Consider the following 19,074-nt stretch of genomic DNA (forward strand, 5'->3'; position numbering starts at 1 on the left):
AAAGCGAAGCGTCAGCAACAAATGTTTTAACTGTGCGAAAGCGAAGCGTCAGCAACAAATGTTTTAACTGTGCGAAAGCGAAGCGTCAGCAACAAATGTTTTAACTGTGCGAAAGCGAAGCGTCAGCAACAAAGCGCCCAGTCGGAACGGAAATCAACCACACATTATGGTGATGAACAAAATTGTAAAAATACATGTTCCTTCATCAATACGAAGTTCTCAATGCGAAGACTATTTGCTATAATCATCTCGTATTTAAAAGATTCTGATAGTTGGAGCGGGTGGGGGAAATGAGTCAAATTCGTGATGTAAGGGAAAGCATTTTGGAGTATATGTACGTCATAGTAGGAGCAGCAATTATTGCGATTGGCTTCAATGTATTTTTACTGCCCAATCAAGTAGCTTCTGGTGGAGTAAGCGGGATTAGTACAATTTTACACGGTTTATTTGGTTGGAATCCAGGCTTTGTACAATATGCATTCAATATTCCATTATTTATAGCAGGTGTAGTAGTACTTGGGAAAAAATTTGGAATCAAATCGTTTATTGGAACAATAACATTACCGTTTATTGTATTACTAACGAACAGTTGGGGACCTTGGACAGATAATCCTTTACTAGGTGCACTTTTTGGGGGAATTGTGGTCGGTTTAGGAATAGGACTTGTCTTTAAGGGGAATGCTTCTACTGGTGGCACTGATTTACTAGCACAAATAATTACAAAGTATACCGGCATATCGCTTGGTACAAGTGTACTTTTAATTGATGGGATTATCGCGATTAGTGCAGCAATTGTTTTTGACTTAGAGAAAGGTTTGTATGCCCTGATTGGACTTTATGTCACTACAAAAACGATTGATATTATTCAGCTCGGCTTAAGTCAGTCTAAAATGGTTTACATTATTACGATGAAACAAGATGAAGTACGTGATGCCATTTATGCCGAGATTGATCGGGGAGTGACAGAGTTGCCTGCTATAGGTGGCTATACAGGAGAAGCGCGACCAGTATTGATGGTTGTTGTTTACCAAACAGAATTCACAAAGCTGAAACAACTCATTAAAAGCGTTGACCCATCAGCGTTTGTTATCGTTTCTGATGCTTATGAGGTGTTAGGAGAAGGTTTCAAACGTGCATAAATTTGGTATAATGTCGGGGAAAGATACTTATTTACTTTTAGGAGGGGCCCTAATGAAAAAGGCAATGTTAACATTAGCGATTGGTTCAGCAATCTTCTTAGCTGCTTGTGGCGGAGGTAAAACAAATTCAACTGAAGGTTCAAAAACTACTACTCCAAATGGCGAAACAATTGCTATGAAATCTTGTATTACTTGCCATGGTGGCGAGCTACAAGGCCAAAATAATGCACCAAAAATTAGCGATGTAGGCTCTCGTTTAACAGAAAAAGAAATTTTAAACGTTATTGAAAATGGTAAAGGTACAATGCCTCCTGGTCTTGTTAAAGGTGCAGATGCAGAAGCAGTTGCAAAATGGTTGTCTACTCAAAAATAAAACGAAATGAAACTAGCGGGCTGGAGAACCGCTAGTTTTTTATATTTTGTAGAATTTTTTAGTCAGGGCAGGCAGAGTGTAAATACATTTCTTTTATACATAGACATGCTAAAATAAGGTGAAACTGCAATCATTATGCTGATTGCTAGTTAACGCAGGATAAAACATATTCAATTCCTTTGAATGGAGGCTACTAAACATTGGTCGTAGTATTAACAAGAGACGTTATGGAGAAATTTAAGTTAGAACTATTAGCTGGTGAGGAAGGAATAGGAAGAACGATTGTTACTAGTGATATTTCAAGACCTGGGCTTGAGATGGCGGGGTATTTTACGCATTATCCTGCAAATCGAGTGCAATTGCTAGGAAAGACCGAACTATCTTTTTTTGAAATGCTGCCTTCAGATGTGAAACTGGAGCGCATGCGTCTATTGTGTTCGCAGGATACACCAGCTATTATTATTTCTCGTGATTTAGAGGTACCTAAGGAACTTATACAGGCGTCTAATGAAAAACATGTACCTGTATTTAAAACGCATATGACAACAACGAAATTTTCGAGTAGGCTAACTAACTATTTAGAAGGTCGCTTAGCACCAATGACTGCTGCTCACGGAGTTTTAGTTGATATATACGGTATTGGTGTGCTAATTATCGGAAAAAGTGGTGTAGGGAAAAGTGAAACAGCACTAGAGCTTGTCAAGAAGGGTCACCGTTTAGTGGCTGATGATTGTGTAGAGATCCGTCAGGAATCAGAGAATTTTTTAATTGGGAGTCCGCCACCTCTTTTAGAACATTTACTCGAAATTCGAGGCATTGGTATTATCGATATTATGACACTCTTTGGAGCAAGTGCGGTACGACCGTACAAACGTATCACATTAGTTATCGAATTAGAAATATGGGATCCAGAAAAAGTATATGATCGTCTAGGTTTAGAGGAAGAAAAAATGAAAATCATTGATACGGAATTAACAAAGTTAACGATTCCCGTAAGACCTGGACGTAACGTGTCTGTTATTATTGAAGTAGCAGCAATGAACTATCGTTTGAAAAAGATGGGTGTTAATGCAGCCGAGGAGTTTTCTAGACGATTAGATGAAGTAATCTCATCGGCGGATGAGTTGGATGACTAATCGTTTTTAACTTTTTTTCAGCGAGTGTTTTTTGTACCGAAAGCGCAGCGACAGGTACAGAAGTCTCCTACCTTTATAGGTGGTGAGATGAATGTGGTTTTAAGTTGCTTTTCAGTGGGTGTACAAACATCCGCCGCATTGTTTATCTGTAGCGAAAGCTACAATTATGAAGAGCATAATTGATTAGGATTCATTTGCAAATGCAATGAATTGATTTTGAGAGGAGCATAAGATGGACTTAGTATTATTACAAATTAATCCGATTGCTTTCCATTTAGGACCTATCCCTGTTCGTTGGTATGGGTTACTAATCGTATCGGGTATTATTTTAGCTTATGTTGTAGGACAAAGAGAGGCTGTTAAGAGAGGCTTACCAGAGGATTTTCTTGCAGATCTATTACTATGGGCTGTTCCTATATCTATAATATGTGCACGTATTTACTATGTAACGATGCGTTGGGATTATTATAGTGAAAACCCAGGGAAGATTATTGAAATTTGGAATGGTGGTATCGCTATTCATGGTGCTCTTATTGGCGCCTTTTTGACAGCTTACATATTCACTCGTAGAAGAAATATTAGCTTTTTACGAGTAGCGGATATTGCGGCACCGAGTATTTTAATTGGACAAATAATTGGCCGATGGGGCAATTTTATGAACCAGGAGGCTTATGGTGGTCCAGTATCACGTGCATTTTTAGAAAATCTAATGCTGCCGGATTGGATTATTAATCAAATGTATGTTGAAGAATTAGGAACATACGTACATCCTACTTTTTTATATGAATCCGTCTGGAATTTCATTGGGCTAATTATTTTATTAGTTTTACGCAAAGTAAATTTAAATCGTGGTGAAATATTCTTCGGCTATTTAATTTGGTATTCAATCGGTCGCTTCTATATAGAAGGCTTGCGTACAGATAGCCTATATTTAGTAGGAGATTTACGCTCAGCTCAGGTTGTTTCAATAATAGGTATTGTAGTAGGGCTTGGTGCGATTATTTACCGACGTATAAAAGTAAAACCTGCAGTAAAGTATTTAGATAATAAATAAGGGGTGCAAAGCATGACTATAAAGGCATTACTATTTGATTTTGATGGTACATTACTCAATACAAATGATTTAATCATTCAAACATTTATGCATGTTTTAAATGAGCGATTTCCCGGGCAATATTCGCCAAAAGATTGCCTAAAATTCCTTGGGCCGTCCTTAAAACAGACAATGAGTGACATTGCTCCTGGTGAAGAGGATGCAATGATTGCTAAATATCGTGAATATAATGAATTACATCACGATGAGCTTGTCACTCAATATCCTGATGTTGTATCTACTTTAGAGCAATTAAAGGCTATGGGTATCAAGTTAGCGATTGTGTCTACAAAGCGTAATGGAATGATAGATCGTGGTCTATCTGTACTAGGTGCAGGTCATTTATTTGATATCCGTATTGGTACGGATGATGTGAAAAATGTAAAGCCTGATCCAGAGCCAGTTTTGCTTGCGCTTGACCGCCTTGGTATAAACAAGGAAGACGCGATTATGATTGGTGACAATTCTCACGATATTGAGGCCGCGCACAATGCTGGAGTTAGAGCAGCTGGTGTCGCATGGGCTTTTAAAGGTGAGGAATACTTACAGCAATTCAAGCCGGAATATATGCTGCATCATATGACGGATTTATTTGAAATTGTGAAAGCGGGGTAAGTAAATGGCACGTAAAACAGAACGCTACCGTGTCGAAGGAGCAAACTCGCTTTGGAATATTTATGATACGGTGTCCTTTTGGAAGGTGATGAAGTGTTTCGTTGTCATTCAAATTGGACGCTTCACACCATTTTTACGTGTGAAAAACTGGTTGTATCGAACTTTTTTGAAAATGGAGATTGGTGAACAAACTTCCATAGCTTTAATGGTTATGCCAGATACAATGTTTCCAGAACGTATTCATATCGGTGACAATACCGTTATAGGCTTCAGTACGACTATTTTGGCACATGAATATTTAATAGAGGAATATCGTCTAGGAGATGTTCATATTGGCAACGAAGTGATGGTTGGTGCCAATTCAACGATACTACCAGGTGTTACGATAGGTGACGGTGCGATTGTGTCAGCTGCAACCCTTGTGCATAAGGATGTACCAGCTGGCTGTCTAGCAGGCGGTAATCCTATGCAAATTATTTATACAGCTGAACAAATGGCGGAGCGCAAACGCAATGAAATAGTGGAATGGTGCACGCCTAAAAAATAATAAAATCTACACTGTGCATGCTTTACCGTGCACGGTGTTTTTTTGTTGATAATAATTGTAACAATGAAATTAAAGTATGACTCTCTGGTAAAATGAGGGGTTCTCATGACATACGTTTTAACAGAATGACATTCAACTTTTTAGTTTTATCACCCAACTTTTGAAATTTATCTACCAACTTTCACGTTTTATCACCCAACTTTTGAAATTTATCTACTAACTTTCATGTTTTATCACCCAACTTCTGAAATTTATCGACATCCACCTGCCAAAGGGCAAAAAAAGGATTCATGCACAAAACTGTGTGTGAATCCTTTTACTTTCTATGTCGTCAAGTTCACCTCAATCAACTGATTCACATGACATACGTTTTAACAGAATCACATCTAACTTTGAGTTTTATCGCCCAACTTTTGAAATTTATCTACTAACTTTCATGTTTTATCACCCAACTTCTGAAATTTATCGACATCCACCTGCCAAAGGGCAAAAAAGGATTCATTACTCAAAACTGTGTGTGAATCCTTTTACTTTCTATGTCGTCAAGTTCACCTCAATCAACTGATTCGCATGACATACGTTTTAACAGAATGACATTAACTTTTTAGTTTTATCGACTAACTTTCACGTTTTATCACCCAACTTCTGAATTTTATCGACATCCACCTGCCAAAGAGCAAAAAGATTCACATAGTTTTTTGTCTAAAGGTTTACAAGTTTAAGGAGAGAAAAGCTTGCTTCTTCTGCTGAATAAAGTTTCAATTTATTTATTTTCGAGTATAATTAACAGAATAATCAGTATTGAAATTATTCGATAATTTAAACAGAGTTGCATTGACTAGCAAGAAGAAATAAGATAGAATTCTTTCATAATCTAATTCTCTAATACTCTAGTGAGTTAAAGTGAAACGTGAGGAAGTGTCAAAATTGTCGTCGATTAAAATGTTTGAAAAACCACTTGGAATGCGCGATACATTTCCGCAAATTTTTGAAAAGGTAGAGGCTGTAAGAAATACAGGGCGAGATTTTTTATGCAGAAGAGGCTATGAATTTATTAAAACGCCTGCAGTAGAGTATTTTGATACAGTCGGCAAAGCATCAGCGATAGCCAATGCGCAATTATTTAAATTAGTAGATGGCCAGGGCAACACGTTAGTACTACGACCTGATATGACAACACCGATTGCACGTGTAGCAACATCGAAATTATTAAAAGAGATGATTCCCTTACGCCTTGCTTATTTTGCTAGTGTCTTTCGAGCACAAGAAGCGGAAGGTGGACGCCCAGCAGAATTTGATCAGATGGGGATTGAGTTAATTGGAGACAATTCTGTCTTTGCGGATGCTGAGGTTATTGTTACAGCAATGGAGTTATTAAAGCAATTTGGATTAACGAAATTTAAAGTGACGATCGGTCATGCAGGTATATTAAATTGCATTTTACAAGATTATACAGAAAGCGTTGAACAACAAAATATACTTCGGACGCTGCTTGTGCAACGCAATTACGTAGGGTTTGAAGAAGCGGTAGAATCATTTGATTTACCTAAAACAAAATCCGATGCATTATTGCAATTTATTGAAGAAGCAATACATTTAAAAGAAATTCAAGATATTGAAAAATATGTGCGGAAAAATGACGCATTAGAATATATGCAACAGCTCGATAAGCTACTTGAAATGGCAAACTTAGCGGATTATGTAGCCTTTGATTTTACACTTTCTAGTCACATGAGCTATTACACAGGCATGTTATTTGAAGTGTTTGCAACCGGCAGTGGTTTTCCATTAGGCAATGGGGGACGCTATGACGGATTGCTGGAGGTATTTGGCTCAAAAGTAGGTGCTACAGGATTTAGTATTCGTGTTGACCGCCTATTAGAAACAATTGATGCGCAATCTGATGAACGACAAGAAGCTACAGTCGTGCTATTTGAGGAAGAACAATTTGAAGCGGCTCTTGCCAAGGTACAGACGCTACGAGCAGTCGGTAAACAGGTTACCTTACAGTTAAGGACTAGCCTTGTCGATGAAGCAGTTTTTTTAGCACACTTTACAGAAGTAGTTGTGGTGGGACAGGAGGACGTTGAAGGTGAATGAATTAACAATTGCTATGCCGAAGGGACGCATTTTTGACGAGGCATATCAGATGCTTTTAGAAGCTGGCTTTAATTTACCAGAAGAAGTCGAAATGTCTCGTAAATTAATGCTTGAAATTCCGGAAGAGAAAATACGTTTTATATTAGCAAAACCAATGGATGTTCCTGTTTATGTTGAGCACGGTGTAGCGGATATTGGTATTGCAGGTAAAGATGTTTTGTTAGAACAGCAACGAGAAGTTCATGAATTACTGGATTTAAAAATAAGTACTTGTTATATCGCATCAGCGGGCTTACCTAATACGACGATGAATGAAATTGCACCGAGAATAGCGACAAAATATCCTAATATTGCAATGAAATATTATAAGGGTATTGGAGAGCAGGTTGAAATTATTGAGCTAAATGGTTCGATTGAATTGGCGCCCATGATTGACTTAGCAGATCGAATTGTCGATATTGTTTCAACAGGCCGGACGCTGAAAGAAAATGGCTTAGTGGAGTATGAATTTATTACCGACGTATCATCACGATTAATTGCCAATCCCGTAAGCTATCGCATGAAGAGTGATCGTATTATCGATCTTGTGAAACGTTTGAAAAAATGCGTTAAATAAAATGTCTACTGTCTGGAAGAGGCACATTCCTAGATTTAAAGGAGATTAATCCTATGAAAATAACAAAGCTAGCAAAAGGTATTTCTTTAAAGAGACCACTTGAAGGTGGAAATGAAGAACAGTTAAAGGTTGTGCGTCAAGTATTAGCAGACGTTCGTGAACAAGGTGACGCAGCCATACGTTTTTATACAGAAAAATGGGATGGCTTTGCCCCTAATCATTTACGCGTAACGAAGGAAGAAATTGAAGAGGGCGCAAATGCAATTGATCAACAGCTTTATGCAGATTTAACAGAAGCAGCTCAAAATATTCGCTTTTATCACGAACAGCAAAAGCGCTCAGGTTATCGCTTAGAGCTTAAAGATGGTTCATGGCTTGGGCAACGAATTACTGCGCTTGATGCAGTAGGTCTTTATGTTCCTGGTGGTACAGCAGCGTACCCATCTTCGGTCTTGATGAACGTTATTCCTGCACAAGTAGCTGGTGTCAAACGCATAGTAATTACATCTCCAGCAGGTCGCGATGGAAATTTACCTCCAGGCGTACTAGCTGCAGCGCATATTTTAGGAGTAGCAGAAATATATAAAATCGGTGGAGCTCAGGCGATTGCGGCTCTTGCATATGGAACAGAGACAATTTCTCCGGTTGATAAAATAACGGGTCCAGGAAATATTTTTGTAGCATTAGCAAAACGTGAGGTTTTTGGTGAGGTAGCGATTGATATGATTGCTGGCCCAAGTGAAATTGCAGTGATAGCAGACGACACAGCATTTGCTGATGAAATCGCGGCTGACCTTTTATCACAGGCTGAGCATGATAAATTGGCTTGTGCCATTTTAGTGACGACTTCTGAGCAATTGGCTATAAAAGTAGCTGATGAAGTGGAGAAGCAATTAACGACTTTACCGCGTGAAGAGGTCGCACGTGCATCTATAGAAAACTTTGGTGCCATTTATGTGGCTGAAACGATGGCAGATGCCGTAGAGGCCATTAATTCTCTAGCACCTGAGCATTTAGAAATTGTCACAAAAAATGCTGAGGCTGTAGCTGAGCAAGTACGACATGCAGGGGGTATTTTCATCGGTCGTTATAGCTCTGAACCAGTTGGTGATTACTTCGCAGGGACAAATCATGTGCTTCCAACGAATAGCACTGCACGCTTTGCAAGTGGCTTAAACGTCGATGATTTTGTGAAAAAATCGAGCGTCGTCTTTTATAGTGAAAAAACTTGGGCAGAAAACGCACCGAAAATTGCACGTCTAGCACGTATGGAAGGCTTAGAAGGCCATGCACGTGCAGTCGAATCGCGTGGATGGGAAAAGGAGTAGTACAATGACTGGAAAAAAACGATATGCAAAAGTTGAACGTACGACAAACGAAACACAAATTTCGGTAGCCATCGATTTAGATGGTGAAGGGAAGGCAAATATTAAAACGGGTGTTGGCTTTATGGATCACATGCTTGACCTATTTATCAAACATGGGCTTTTTGATGGGACGATAGAAGCCAATGGTGATACATATATAGATGATCATCATACAACAGAGGACCTCGGAATTGTATTAGGCCAAGCTATTCGCGAAGCGCTCGGTGATAAAAAAGGAATAAAGCGTTACGGCACAGCATTTGTGCCAATGGATGATGCACTTGCACAGGTCGTGGTGGATTGCTCAAATCGTCCGCACTTAGAATATCGTGTGCCACAGTTGAAGGAAAAGGTCGGTAGCTTCGATACTGAATTAGTACATGAATTTTTGTGGAAGTTTGCACTCGAGGCTCGGATGAATGTTCATGTCATCGTACCTTATGGCCATAATACACATCATATTATTGAAGCTGTTTTTAAGGCGTTAGCACGTGCCATTGATGCAGCAGTGGAAATTGATCCACGTGTTAAAGGTGTACCATCGACTAAGGGGCTGTTAACGTGAAAATAGGTGTTATTGATTATGGCATGGGGAATTTATTTAGCGTTGAACAGGCATTAAAACGACTAGGCTGTGAGGTTGTTGTCACGGCTAATGAAAAAGTGCTAGATACAACAGATGCACTGTTGCTTCCTGGTGTTGGAGCATTTCTAGATGCCATCAAACGTTTAGCTGAAACGAATTTAGATCAATATTTGCACAAGGTGAAAGCAGAAAATCGACCACTTCTTGGAATTTGCTTAGGCATGCAATTATTATTTGAGCAAAGTGAAGAGGTAGCCCCAACGAAAGGTCTAGGCTTTTTTAAAGGAAGCATTAAACGATTTACTGGTGACAACGCTGGGCAGGAGTATCGAGTGCCGCATATGGGGTGGAATGAGCTCGAAGTGACAAACCGTCCTTCTTGGTTAAATGGCGAAGTAACGGCAAAGCATGTTTATTTTGTGCACTCATTTTATGCAACCGATATCGATGAAACGGAGCTTGTCGCTTATGCGGATTATCATGATATTAAGGTTCCTGGCATTGTGGCAAATGGCTCTATTACGGGCATGCAGTTCCATCCCGAAAAGTCAGGTGAACTAGGTGTGCATTTATTAGAACAATGGTTGAAGGGGGTGGCATCATGTTAACAAAGCGTATTATTCCATGTCTTGATGTAAAAGAGGGACGTGTTGTAAAAGGTGTACAGTTTGTGTCATTACGTGATGCGGGTGACCCAGTTGAGCTTGCTAAGTTTTATGATGAACAAGGGGCAGATGAGCTTGTGTTTCTAGATATTTCGGCATCACATGAAGGACGTGAAACAATGGTGGATGTCGTACGGCAAACTGCAGCTACATTAGCCATTCCATTCACAGTAGGTGGTGGAATTCGAACGTTAGATGATATGAAACGTATTTTACGTGCAGGTGCCGATAAAGTATCAGTGAATACGTCTGCTTTAGAGCGACCAGAGCTCATTAAAGAAGGTTCTGACTTTTTTGGCGCACAATGTATTGTTGTAGCTATTGATGCCCGCTATAGCGAAGAAGATGCCACATGGATGGTTTATACGCATGGGGGCCGAAACAAAACAACATGGCGAGTAACTGAATGGGCGAAGGAAGCGGTTCGCTTAGGTGCAGGTGAAATTTTATTAACGAGTATGAATCAGGACGGTGAGAAATCTGGTTTTGATTTAGCCTTAACAAAAGCTGTGAGAGAGGCTGTGACAGTTCCTGTTATTGCAAGCGGCGGTGCAGGAAATGCCGAACATTTTTACGAAGTATTAGCTGAAGATATCGATGCAGATGCAGCACTTGCCGCATCCATCTTCCATTACAAAGAAACGAGCGTAGCACAAGTAAAAGAATACTTACGTGAAAAAGGAGTGGCAATAAGATGATTGACAGCATTAAATTTGATGAAAAAGGTCTTGTCACTGCGGTTGTACAAGATGCTAATACAAAAGAAGTACTAACTGTAGCGTATATGAATAAAGAATCTCTAGAGAAAACACTTGAATCAGGAGAAACATGGTTCTTCTCACGTTCACGTCAAGAACTCTGGCACAAAGGGGCAACGAGTGGTCATACGCAAAAAGTGATATCTATTAAGGCGGACTGTGATAGTGACGCATTAGTTGTGGAAGTAATTCCTGCTGGACCGGCTTGTCATAATGGAACAACTTCTTGCTTTACGGAGATTATTCAGCAAAATGACAAGGTAGGATCTGTTGAGATTATTTCTAAACTCGTAAAGGTCATTGAAAAACGCGAGCAAGAAATGCCAGAAGGGGCGTATACTACATATTTATTCGATAAAGGTATCGATAAAATTTGTAAAAAAGTTGGAGAAGAAGCAACTGAAGTTGTCATAGGTGCAAAAAATCGCGATGCAGAAGAAGTGAAGTGGGAGTCTGCCGATTTAATTTATCACCTATTAGTGTTACTACAAGAGCAAAAAGTAAGCGTTTATGACGTGTTACATGTGTTAGAAAAACGTCACGAGGAGAAATAACGGCATATTGCTTATTGTATGCTATAATAGAAGTTACTGTGTAAAGGAACGTATAATACGTTCCTTATTTCTTGTTTCGGAGGAAATGTTTTGGAAAAGAAACGTCAAAAAGAGAATCAAACGAATATAGTGTCGTTCATTCCAACAGGCGACTATTATTATAAAAAATCAATTCAAGCAATGAATAGCGGACAAATGAATAAAGCCTATAAATATTTACAGCGAGCAGTTGATTTAAGTCCTGATGATCCGATGATTTTATTACAATTAGCGATAATAGAGTTAGAGGGTCAACGTTTTGAGGAAGCGTATGATCTTCTTCGTCGTGCCTATCAGATAGATAAAGATAATCCAGAAATTATTTTTTACATGGCAGAGGTTTCAGGATGTATCGGTATCATACATGACGCTAAGCGCTTTGCAGAGCAATATTTACAATTAGAGCCAGAAGGTGCCTATGCAGATGAAGCTGCTGAAATATTAGAGTTTGTTGATTTTGAGCAGGATGATTTTGAGGAGCTTGAAGGTTCTGCTGAAGACTTATATCGACAAGAACAGGCAAGACGTTGTATGGAAAAGGGAGATTTCCCTGAAGCTATTAAAATGCTAGAAGACTTAATTGAAGACAGACCAGATTTTTGGTCAGCTTATAACAACTTAGCCCTTGCCTATTTTTATGTGGGTGAAGCAGAACAAGCGAAAGCTCTGCTAAACACTGTATTACGCGAAAATAAAGGGAATTTACATGCACTATGTAATTTAACGGTTATCGCATACTATGAAAAAAATGAAGAAGATTTAAAGGATCTTTTAGAAATACTTGTGAAAATTCAGCCATACTTATGGGAACATCGCTACAAGCTGGGTGCTACATTAGCGCTCATTGGACAATATGATTTAGCATTTAAATGGTTGCGTAGCATGCAGAAAAGAGGCTATGTAGGCGATGCTGGCTTTTACTTTTGGTTATCACATGCCGCTTATTTCTCAGGACATGAAGAAATTTCAAAGAGTACATGGGGGCAGCTACTTGAGCTGGATCCCGATAAAGAAGGCTTTGAACCGTGGCGTCAAGAAGAAAACAATTATTCACTTGATGCATTAGAACATGACCGTGATTATATTGTGGAAAAGCTAGAGAGCGAATATACAAGTGAACGGATATTTGGGTTGTTTTTACTAAGCTGTACAGCACATAAACAGGAAATTATTGCGCATCCAAAATGGATAGATGTTGACCAATTTAATGCGTATGAAAAGCTATTCCTCGCTTATGCACTAGAACATCAATTTGATATGAAGAACAAAGTAGAGGCTAGCTTTATACGAGCAGTAAGTGTGCCAGAAATTTTACTAGAACAGTATGAAAAGCTAACGACAATAATTGCACCAATGTTCCAAATGTGGTTTGTGCTTTGTGAGCAAGCATTGATGAACAATTATCGTTTTACAAATCCAGCAGCTATTGCAGGAGCAAATGATTACTTATTTCGTTCTTCCAGAATGCTCAAGGTTACAAAAAAAGAGATCGCTCAGCAATACGGAGTATCAGTGTCAACTTTATCGAAGTATATTGAAGAAATTTTAATGTTTTTACCAGACACTCATAATTAGACCGTGAGCAACATAGTTGAATAACTTTTTACTTTCACATACGATGAACATACTAACATTATTATAAAAAAGTAAAAAATCTGTTTAGGGGGAAGTATTTATGTCAGAAGAAAAAATTTATGATGTAGTAATAATTGGTGCAGGTCCAGCTGGAATGACTGCTGCTGTTTATACATCACGTGCCAACCTTTCAACTTTAATGATTGAACGTGGAATCCCTGGCGGACAAATGGCAAATACAGAAGAAGTAGAAAACTATCCTGGGTTTGATACAATTTTAGGGCCTGAGCTATCTACAAAAATGTTCGATCATGCTAAGAAATTTGGTGCAGAGTATGCATATGGCGATGTAACAGAAATTATTGATGGTGAGGAATATAAAACAATAATTTCAGGTGCTAAAGAATATAAAACACGAGCAATTATTCTTTCTACAGGTGCCGAGTATAAAAAAATGGGCGTGCCTGGCGAAAAAGAACTTGGTGGCCGCGGTGTCAGCTATTGTGCAGTATGTGATGGTGCATTCTTCAAACAAAAAAATCTTGTTGTCGTAGGTGGCGGAGATTCAGCTGTTGAAGAAGGCGTTTATTTAACTCGCTTTGCTGATAAAGTAACAATTGTGCACCGTCGTGATAAATTACGTGCACAAAAAATTCTCCAAGATCGTGCCTTTGCTAACGAAAAAATTGATTTCATTTGGAATGCAACAGTCAAAGAAATTAATGAGGCAAACGGTAAAGTTGGAAGTGTAACATTACAATCAACTGTAGATGGTGTTGAATCTAATTTTGCTACTGATGGCGTATTCGTATACATTGGTATGCTCCCATTAACAAAACCATTTGAGTCTCTAGGTATTTTAAATGAGGCTGGTTATATTTTGACAAATGATAATATGGAAACGACAGTACCAGGTATCTTCGCTGCTGGAGATGTACGTGAAAAATCACTTCGTCAAATCGTTACAGCGACAGGTGACGGAAGTATCGCAGCACAAGCAGTACAGCACTATGTGGAAGAATTATTAGAAAAAATTAATGCTTAAAGTGATCATTGCTAAAGGCAGTTTCATCACCAGAGTTGTGGATGACATTTTTTTGAAATGTATGTCATTTATATAAGTTGATTGGAGTGGAGACTGGGCGACTCCTCGGGGATTAGCGGCTCATCGGACGCCCCCAGGAAGCTCTGCTCTGCGCGAAAGCGAAGCGTCAGCGGCAAAGCGCCCGGTCGGAACGGAAATCAACCACACGTTACGGTGATTAGCCCAAGATCGTTATTTTAAGGAAAAAAATACAATTTTAATACGGTCTTAATATAGTTGTAACTTGAATGACATATAAAAGGTGTAATATATAAATTGTAATTAGCAATCCCCCTTTTATTTTGTTGAGTAGGTTGTTTCCGCCAAATTAGGTGGAGCAACCTATTTTTGTTATGAACGGAAATTTTTATGGCGGAGTTTCATATGTTTGAGTAGAGGTTAAAAACAGTATCGATGAAGTTAAAATTGCAAATGACGTAAAGTTTAGAATTGAGGACAAACCTTGTTTGGTCTTGCTATAATAAAAGGTAGAATGCAAAAGAGATTAGAGGTGTGCCTATGCAAAGGATTGCAAATTTAATAGCCGTAAAAGACGGTCAAGTGTTATTACTTCAGAAGCCGAGACGTGGCTGGTTCGTAGCTCCTGGCGGTAAAATGGAGAGCGGTGAATCGATTTATGAGGCTGCAGTACGTGAGTTTAAAGAAGAAACAAATGTCACACCGATAAATGCTCATTTAAAAGGTGTTTATACGATGGTTATTAAAGAAAATAATGAGGTAGTGGACGAATGGATGCTTTATACATTTGTTGCAAAGGATGTAGAAGGAGTACCGTTTAAAGAAACTAGAGAAGGCAAACTTGCATGGCACCCAGTAGAGGATTTGGAACATTTGCCAATGGCTGAAGGTGATCGAACAAACTTACAATTTGCTATCTCACAAACAGGCATTCAGTACGGTACATTTGAATACACAACTGATTTTGAATTACTGCATGAGAAAATACAAATATCAATCGAACAATAAAGGAGCTGCATGACAGTGGTGGTTGAAGGACCAAAAGGTACACATGAATTGGTTATTATTACAGGAATGTCTGGAGCTGGGAAAACAGTAGCTATTCAAAGCTTTGAGGATTTAGGGTATTACTGTATTGATAATTTACCACCAGCGCTACTCACAACATTTTTAACCTTACTAAGGGATTCTGGTAAAAATATTACACGTATAGCAGCTGTCATGGATATGCGTGGTGGCGACTTTTTTGATTCTCTTATCGGCGCTCTCGACCATATTCTTAAAGAAGGCGATATAGTTGCACGAATTTTATTTTTAGATGCAGATGATGCAGCTTTAGTTAGACGTTATAAAGAGACAAGACGTGCACATCCATTAGCTGTAAATGGTTTGCCATTAGATGGCATAAAACAAGAACGTAAACTTTTATCCGAAGTAAAAGGTCGCGCTAAATTTGTCTATAATACATCTAATATGAAGCCTAAAGAGCTACGTGAAAAAATCGCTAAAGAATTTGCCAGTGATGCTGATAATATTTTCTCGGTAAATATCATGTCTTTTGGATTTAAACATGGTATGCCGATAGATGCCGACTTAGTATTTGATGTCCGTTTTTTAAAAAATCCATATTATGTAGAAGAGTTACGCCATAAAACGGGATTACAAACTGAGGTATCTTCTTATGTTCTGGCACTTGAAGATACGCAAACACTCATTCAGAAACTAACGGATTTGTTTGAATTTATGATTCCACTCTATAGACAAGAGGGCAAATCACAACTTGTCATTGCCTTTGGATGTACTGGAGGACAGCATCGTTCAGTAACATTAGCAGAGTATTTTGGGGCATATTTAGCTGGGAAGGAAAACACTGTTATTACACATCGTGACATCAATCGTAGAAAGGATTGAGTGAATGGGAAAGAAGCGAACAAAGCTTGTTGTAATTGGTGGTGGTACGGGGCTTTCTACGTTACTACGAGGGCTCAAGCACCACCCATTTGATATTACTGCAATTGTGACAGTAGCAGATGATGGTGGTTCTTCGGGACGCTTACGAGATGACTATGATATTCCACCACCAGGTGATGTCCGTAATGTGATCGCGGCGTTATCGGATGTTGAGCCGCTTGTAGAGCAAATGTTTCAATACCGTTTTTCTGCATCGGAAGATTTACGTGGGCATTCATTAGGTAATTTAATGCTGACTGCTTTAACAGATATTACTGGGGACTTTAACCATGCTATTAGTGAAATGGGAAAGGTTTTAAAGGTTCATGGTCGCGTCATACCAGCAGCCAATAAAAAGATAAATTTACATGCTGAACTTGAGGACGGTTCAATCATTGAAGGGGAATCTAAAATCCCAAATGCTAAAAAACGAGTTAGTCGTGTTTTTTTAGTGCCAGAAAACGTGAAACCGTTACCAGAGGCTATTCGAGCAATTCATCGTGCTGACTATATTTTAATTGGTCCAGGAAGTTTATATACAAGCATTATTCCAAACCTCCTTGTAAAAGGAATAGGAGATGCTGTTGTAAAGGCTAAAGGAAGAAAAATTTACGTTTGTAATTTAATGACTCAAAAAGGTGAAACCATTTCCTATACAGCAGGCGATCATGTTAAAGCTATATATAAGCATGTGGAAGACTCCTTCATCGATTCTATATTGGTAAATGATGTAAAACTTCCTCATCCTGTAAAAGAGCTTTATAAGGAAGAGTGTGCTGAACCAGTAACATTTGACGTTGCAAAGCTTGAAAGTATGGGATTAGAGGTTATTCAACGAGATATTGCCACGATTCGCCCAGATGGGACGGTGCGTCATAATGCTACAAACGTTGCGAAATGGCTTGTAGATTACGCAAATATCTATAAACAAGAAGTTAGTGAATCATAAAGCGCTTATTGTATATGATAAGATGAACATATACATAGAACAAAAAGTTGAAAGGAGGGCGTGATATGTCTTTTGCTTCTGAAACGAAAAAAGAGTTAACTCAAATAGAAGCGGACAATCATTGTATGAAAGCAGAAGTATCTGCCCTAATTCGTATGAATGGTTCATTATCCTTTGCTAATAAACAGTTAAGCTTAGACGTACAAACTGAAAACGCTGCAATCGCAAGAAGACTTTATACGATTATGAAGAAGCTGTATCCATATAATGTAGAGTTACTTGTTAGAAAAAAAATGCGTTTGAAAAAAAATAACGTATACATTTGCCGCGTAAGAGAAGGTGCCCGTGAGCTACTGATTGATTTAGAAATCATCTCAGACGACTTTCAATTTAATCATACTATTTCTCGGAAGCTCATTAAAAAGAGTGGTCAAAAAAGAGCATACTTACGGGGTGCGTTTTTAGCTGGTGGCTCTGTCAACAATCCAGAAACATCGGCCTACCATTTAGAAATTTATTCATTATATAAAGAGCATGGCGAGGCTTTAATGGATTTAATGAATGAATTTGAGCTAAATGCAAAAACAATTGAACGAAAAAAAGGCTTTGTAACTTATTTAAAAGAAGCTGAAAAAATTTCTGATTTTCTTAATATTGTTGGAGCGCATCAAGCAATGATGAAATTCGAAGACGTTCGCATATTGCGCGACATGAGAAATAGTGTTAATCGCATAGTTAACTGTGAAACAGCGAACTTGAATAAAACAATAGGCGCAGCATTACGTCAAGTAGAGAATATCCGATTTATTGAAAATTCAATTGGCCTAGATCAATTGCCAGAAAAACTGCGTGAAATTGCACGATTACGCGTAGAATACCAAGATGTAACACTAAAAGAACTTGGTGAAATGGTATCAAGTGGAACGGTTAGTAAATCCGGTGTCAATCATCGATTACGGAAAATAGATGAAATTGCCGATGCATTAAGAAGCGGAGAAAAAATTGGTGGTTAAATTTTCATACTTTTCAGGTATGAATGTGATGTTTAACTTCTTTCAGTAATTATTATCTGTAGCGAAAGCGAAGCGTGAGCTACAGGTGTTTTATGTAACGAAAGCGAAGCGGCAGTTACAAATGTCTGTCGTACCGAAAGCCGGCAATTATGCGGAGGCATAATTGATTCGTGTCTTGTTCTTTTGCTAGTAAGTAAGGTAAGATAAAAATAATAGATGAACGGTAGTAAAGGGGAGTTTTAAGAATGACCGAGAGAAGAGTCCATGTGAAATTAAAATTAGGACTACAAGCTAGACAAGCAGCACTATTTGTACAAGAAGCAAATCGTTTTAGCGCCGATGTCTTTCTGGAAAAAGACGAGAAAAAAGTAAATGCTAAATCCATTATGGGTGTTATGAGCTTAGCCATTGCAAAAGGAACAGAGGTTGTACTTAGTGGCGATGGCAACGATGCTGAGCAAGCGGTTACAGCATTAGCAGCACTAATCGAAAAAGAAGATTAAAAAACTATGATGCAAAAACTGTCCAAACAGTAAAACTTACATGTTGGACAGTTTTTTTGCGCTTTTGCACCGAATAAATAGGTCCTGAAAATAGAGTCAAAGCGATGGGAAGTAAGGATGGGACGAGGGAAAGAAAGGCCAAAGTCGTTGATAGAAATGATGGGTAGAAGAGCCAAAGCGACGGAAGGAAAAGTCAGAGCGACGGAAGGAATGGCCAAAGCGACGGAAGGAAAAGTCAGAGCGACGGAAGGAATGGCCAAAGCGACGGAAGGAATAGTCAGAGCGACGGAAGTAAAAGGCTGAGACGGAAAGAAGAGTCAAAGCGACGGAAAGAAAGGCCGAAGTGACGGAAGGAAAAGTCAGAGCGACGGAAAGAAAAGGCTACGACGGAAAGAATAGTCGAAGCGACGGAAGGAAAAGTCAGAGCGACGGA

The 19,074-nt window shown here is 38.8% G+C and carries 20 protein-coding genes; all 20 read left to right on the forward strand.

What is annotated here, in order from left to right; genetic code table 11:
• Positions 1-290 precede the first annotated feature (290 nt).
• Positions 291-1,139: a YitT family protein gene (locus ACIQ7T_RS13710; protein WP_370083419.1), complete on the forward strand. Its 849-nt coding sequence runs from the start codon at positions 291-293 to the stop codon at positions 1,137-1,139.
• Between the two features lie 52 nt (positions 1,140-1,191).
• The gene (gene cccB / locus ACIQ7T_RS13715) at positions 1,192-1,512 is read left to right on the forward strand and encodes a cytochrome c551 (protein ID WP_370083418.1); all 321 of its coding nucleotides are present in this window, start codon (positions 1,192-1,194) and stop codon (positions 1,510-1,512) included.
• A gap of 200 nt (positions 1,513-1,712) precedes the next feature.
• Entirely contained in the window at positions 1,713-2,648 is a 936-nt protein-coding gene (gene hprK, locus ACIQ7T_RS13720) for an HPr(Ser) kinase/phosphatase (RefSeq protein ID WP_323654922.1), read from the forward strand.
• Positions 2,649-2,880: 232 nt separating this feature from the next.
• Positions 2,881-3,702, forward strand: a complete 822-nt coding sequence (gene lgt / locus ACIQ7T_RS13725) for a prolipoprotein diacylglyceryl transferase (RefSeq protein ID WP_370083417.1) — start codon at positions 2,881-2,883, stop codon at positions 3,700-3,702.
• Positions 3,703-3,714: 12 nt separating this feature from the next.
• Positions 3,715-4,356, forward strand: a complete 642-nt coding sequence (gene ppaX / locus ACIQ7T_RS13730; RefSeq protein WP_370083416.1) for a pyrophosphatase PpaX — start codon at positions 3,715-3,717, stop codon at positions 4,354-4,356.
• 4 nt (positions 4,357-4,360) lie between these two features.
• Entirely contained in the window at positions 4,361-4,903 is a 543-nt protein-coding gene (locus ACIQ7T_RS13735; RefSeq protein WP_370083415.1) for an acyltransferase, read from the forward strand.
• A gap of 927 nt (positions 4,904-5,830) precedes the next feature.
• Entirely contained in the window at positions 5,831-7,003 is a 1,173-nt protein-coding gene (locus ACIQ7T_RS13740) for an ATP phosphoribosyltransferase regulatory subunit (protein WP_370083619.1), read from the forward strand.
• Positions 6,996-7,619, forward strand: coding sequence for an ATP phosphoribosyltransferase (hisG, locus tag ACIQ7T_RS13745; protein WP_370083617.1), 624 nt, complete (start codon positions 6,996-6,998; stop codon positions 7,617-7,619). The genes ACIQ7T_RS13740 and hisG overlap by 8 nt, the downstream gene beginning before the upstream one ends.
• Before the next feature lie 53 nt (positions 7,620-7,672).
• A complete protein-coding gene (hisD, locus tag ACIQ7T_RS13750; protein WP_402870990.1) occupies positions 7,673-8,947 on the forward strand; it encodes a histidinol dehydrogenase in 1,275 nt (424 codons plus the stop codon).
• Between the two features lie 4 nt (positions 8,948-8,951).
• Positions 8,952-9,551 carry an imidazoleglycerol-phosphate dehydratase HisB gene (gene hisB, locus ACIQ7T_RS13755; protein ID WP_370083613.1) on the forward strand — a complete coding sequence of 200 codons (600 nt, stop codon included), beginning with the start codon at positions 8,952-8,954 and terminating at the stop codon, positions 9,549-9,551.
• A complete protein-coding gene (gene hisH / locus ACIQ7T_RS13760; RefSeq protein ID WP_402870993.1) occupies positions 9,548-10,180 on the forward strand; it encodes an imidazole glycerol phosphate synthase subunit HisH in 633 nt (210 codons plus the stop codon). The genes hisB and hisH overlap by 4 nt, the downstream gene beginning before the upstream one ends.
• Positions 10,174-10,935 (forward strand): imidazole glycerol phosphate synthase subunit HisF, encoded by a 762-nt coding sequence (gene hisF, locus ACIQ7T_RS13765; protein WP_370083609.1) that lies wholly within the window; start codon positions 10,174-10,176, stop codon positions 10,933-10,935. The genes hisH and hisF overlap by 7 nt, the downstream gene beginning before the upstream one ends.
• Positions 10,932-11,549, forward strand: coding sequence for a bifunctional phosphoribosyl-AMP cyclohydrolase/phosphoribosyl-ATP diphosphatase HisIE (gene hisIE / locus ACIQ7T_RS13770; protein ID WP_370083607.1), 618 nt, complete (start codon positions 10,932-10,934; stop codon positions 11,547-11,549). Before hisF ends, hisIE begins: the two co-directional genes overlap by 4 nt.
• A gap of 90 nt (positions 11,550-11,639) precedes the next feature.
• Positions 11,640-13,163: a tetratricopeptide repeat protein gene (locus ACIQ7T_RS13775; RefSeq protein ID WP_402870996.1), complete on the forward strand. Its 1,524-nt coding sequence runs from the start codon at positions 11,640-11,642 to the stop codon at positions 13,161-13,163.
• A 100-nt stretch (positions 13,164-13,263) separates the two neighbouring features.
• Entirely contained in the window at positions 13,264-14,208 is a 945-nt protein-coding gene (gene trxB, locus ACIQ7T_RS13780; RefSeq protein ID WP_370083604.1) for a thioredoxin-disulfide reductase, read from the forward strand.
• Positions 14,209-14,766: 558 nt separating this feature from the next.
• On the forward strand, positions 14,767-15,234 hold the full coding sequence (locus tag ACIQ7T_RS13785) for an NUDIX domain-containing protein (protein ID WP_402870999.1): 468 nt from the start codon (positions 14,767-14,769) through the stop codon (positions 15,232-15,234).
• 9 nt (positions 15,235-15,243) lie between these two features.
• Positions 15,244-16,137, forward strand: a complete 894-nt coding sequence (rapZ, locus tag ACIQ7T_RS13790; RefSeq protein WP_370083598.1) for an RNase adapter RapZ — start codon at positions 15,244-15,246, stop codon at positions 16,135-16,137.
• A gap of 4 nt (positions 16,138-16,141) precedes the next feature.
• Positions 16,142-17,125, forward strand: a complete 984-nt coding sequence (locus ACIQ7T_RS13795; RefSeq protein ID WP_402871002.1) for a gluconeogenesis factor YvcK family protein — start codon at positions 16,142-16,144, stop codon at positions 17,123-17,125.
• Positions 17,126-17,190: 65 nt separating this feature from the next.
• Positions 17,191-18,138, forward strand: coding sequence for a DNA-binding protein WhiA (gene whiA, locus ACIQ7T_RS13800; protein WP_049668978.1), 948 nt, complete (start codon positions 17,191-17,193; stop codon positions 18,136-18,138).
• Between the two features lie 245 nt (positions 18,139-18,383).
• Positions 18,384-18,641: an HPr family phosphocarrier protein gene (locus tag ACIQ7T_RS13805; protein ID WP_370083594.1), complete on the forward strand. Its 258-nt coding sequence runs from the start codon at positions 18,384-18,386 to the stop codon at positions 18,639-18,641.
• Positions 18,642-19,074 lie beyond the last annotated feature (433 nt).

It is taken from the genome of Lysinibacillus sp. NPDC096212 (assembly GCF_044763105.1).
Classification (GTDB): Bacteria; Bacillota; Bacilli; order Bacillales_A; family Planococcaceae; genus Lysinibacillus.

What these genes read in the sequence shown, in the direction of transcription:
- ACIQ7T_RS13710 (WP_370083419.1), top strand. Translation starts at nt 291, where the DNA reads ATGAGTCAAATTCGTGATGTAAGGGAAAGCATTTTGGAGTATATGTAC.
- cccB (WP_370083418.1), top strand. Translation starts at nt 1,192, where the DNA reads ATGAAAAAGGCAATGTTAACATTAGCGATTGGTTCAGCAATCTTCTTA.
- lgt (WP_370083417.1), top strand. Translation starts at nt 2,881, where the DNA reads ATGGACTTAGTATTATTACAAATTAATCCGATTGCTTTCCATTTAGGA.
- ppaX (WP_370083416.1), top strand. Translation starts at nt 3,715, where the DNA reads ATGACTATAAAGGCATTACTATTTGATTTTGATGGTACATTACTCAAT.
- ACIQ7T_RS13735 (WP_370083415.1), top strand. Translation starts at nt 4,361, where the DNA reads ATGGCACGTAAAACAGAACGCTACCGTGTCGAAGGAGCAAACTCGCTT.
- hisD (WP_402870990.1), top strand. Translation starts at nt 7,673, where the DNA reads ATGAAAATAACAAAGCTAGCAAAAGGTATTTCTTTAAAGAGACCACTT.
- hisB (WP_370083613.1), top strand. Translation starts at nt 8,952, where the DNA reads ATGACTGGAAAAAAACGATATGCAAAAGTTGAACGTACGACAAACGAA.
- hisF (WP_370083609.1), top strand. Translation starts at nt 10,174, where the DNA reads ATGTTAACAAAGCGTATTATTCCATGTCTTGATGTAAAAGAGGGACGT.
- hisIE (WP_370083607.1), top strand. Translation starts at nt 10,932, where the DNA reads ATGATTGACAGCATTAAATTTGATGAAAAAGGTCTTGTCACTGCGGTT.
- trxB (WP_370083604.1), top strand. Translation starts at nt 13,264, where the DNA reads ATGTCAGAAGAAAAAATTTATGATGTAGTAATAATTGGTGCAGGTCCA.
- ACIQ7T_RS13785 (WP_402870999.1), top strand. Translation starts at nt 14,767, where the DNA reads ATGCAAAGGATTGCAAATTTAATAGCCGTAAAAGACGGTCAAGTGTTA.
- rapZ (WP_370083598.1), top strand. Translation starts at nt 15,244, where the DNA reads ATGACAGTGGTGGTTGAAGGACCAAAAGGTACACATGAATTGGTTATT.
- ACIQ7T_RS13795 (WP_402871002.1), top strand. Translation starts at nt 16,142, where the DNA reads ATGGGAAAGAAGCGAACAAAGCTTGTTGTAATTGGTGGTGGTACGGGG.
- whiA (WP_049668978.1), top strand. Translation starts at nt 17,191, where the DNA reads ATGTCTTTTGCTTCTGAAACGAAAAAAGAGTTAACTCAAATAGAAGCG.
- ACIQ7T_RS13805 (WP_370083594.1), top strand. Translation starts at nt 18,384, where the DNA reads ATGACCGAGAGAAGAGTCCATGTGAAATTAAAATTAGGACTACAAGCT.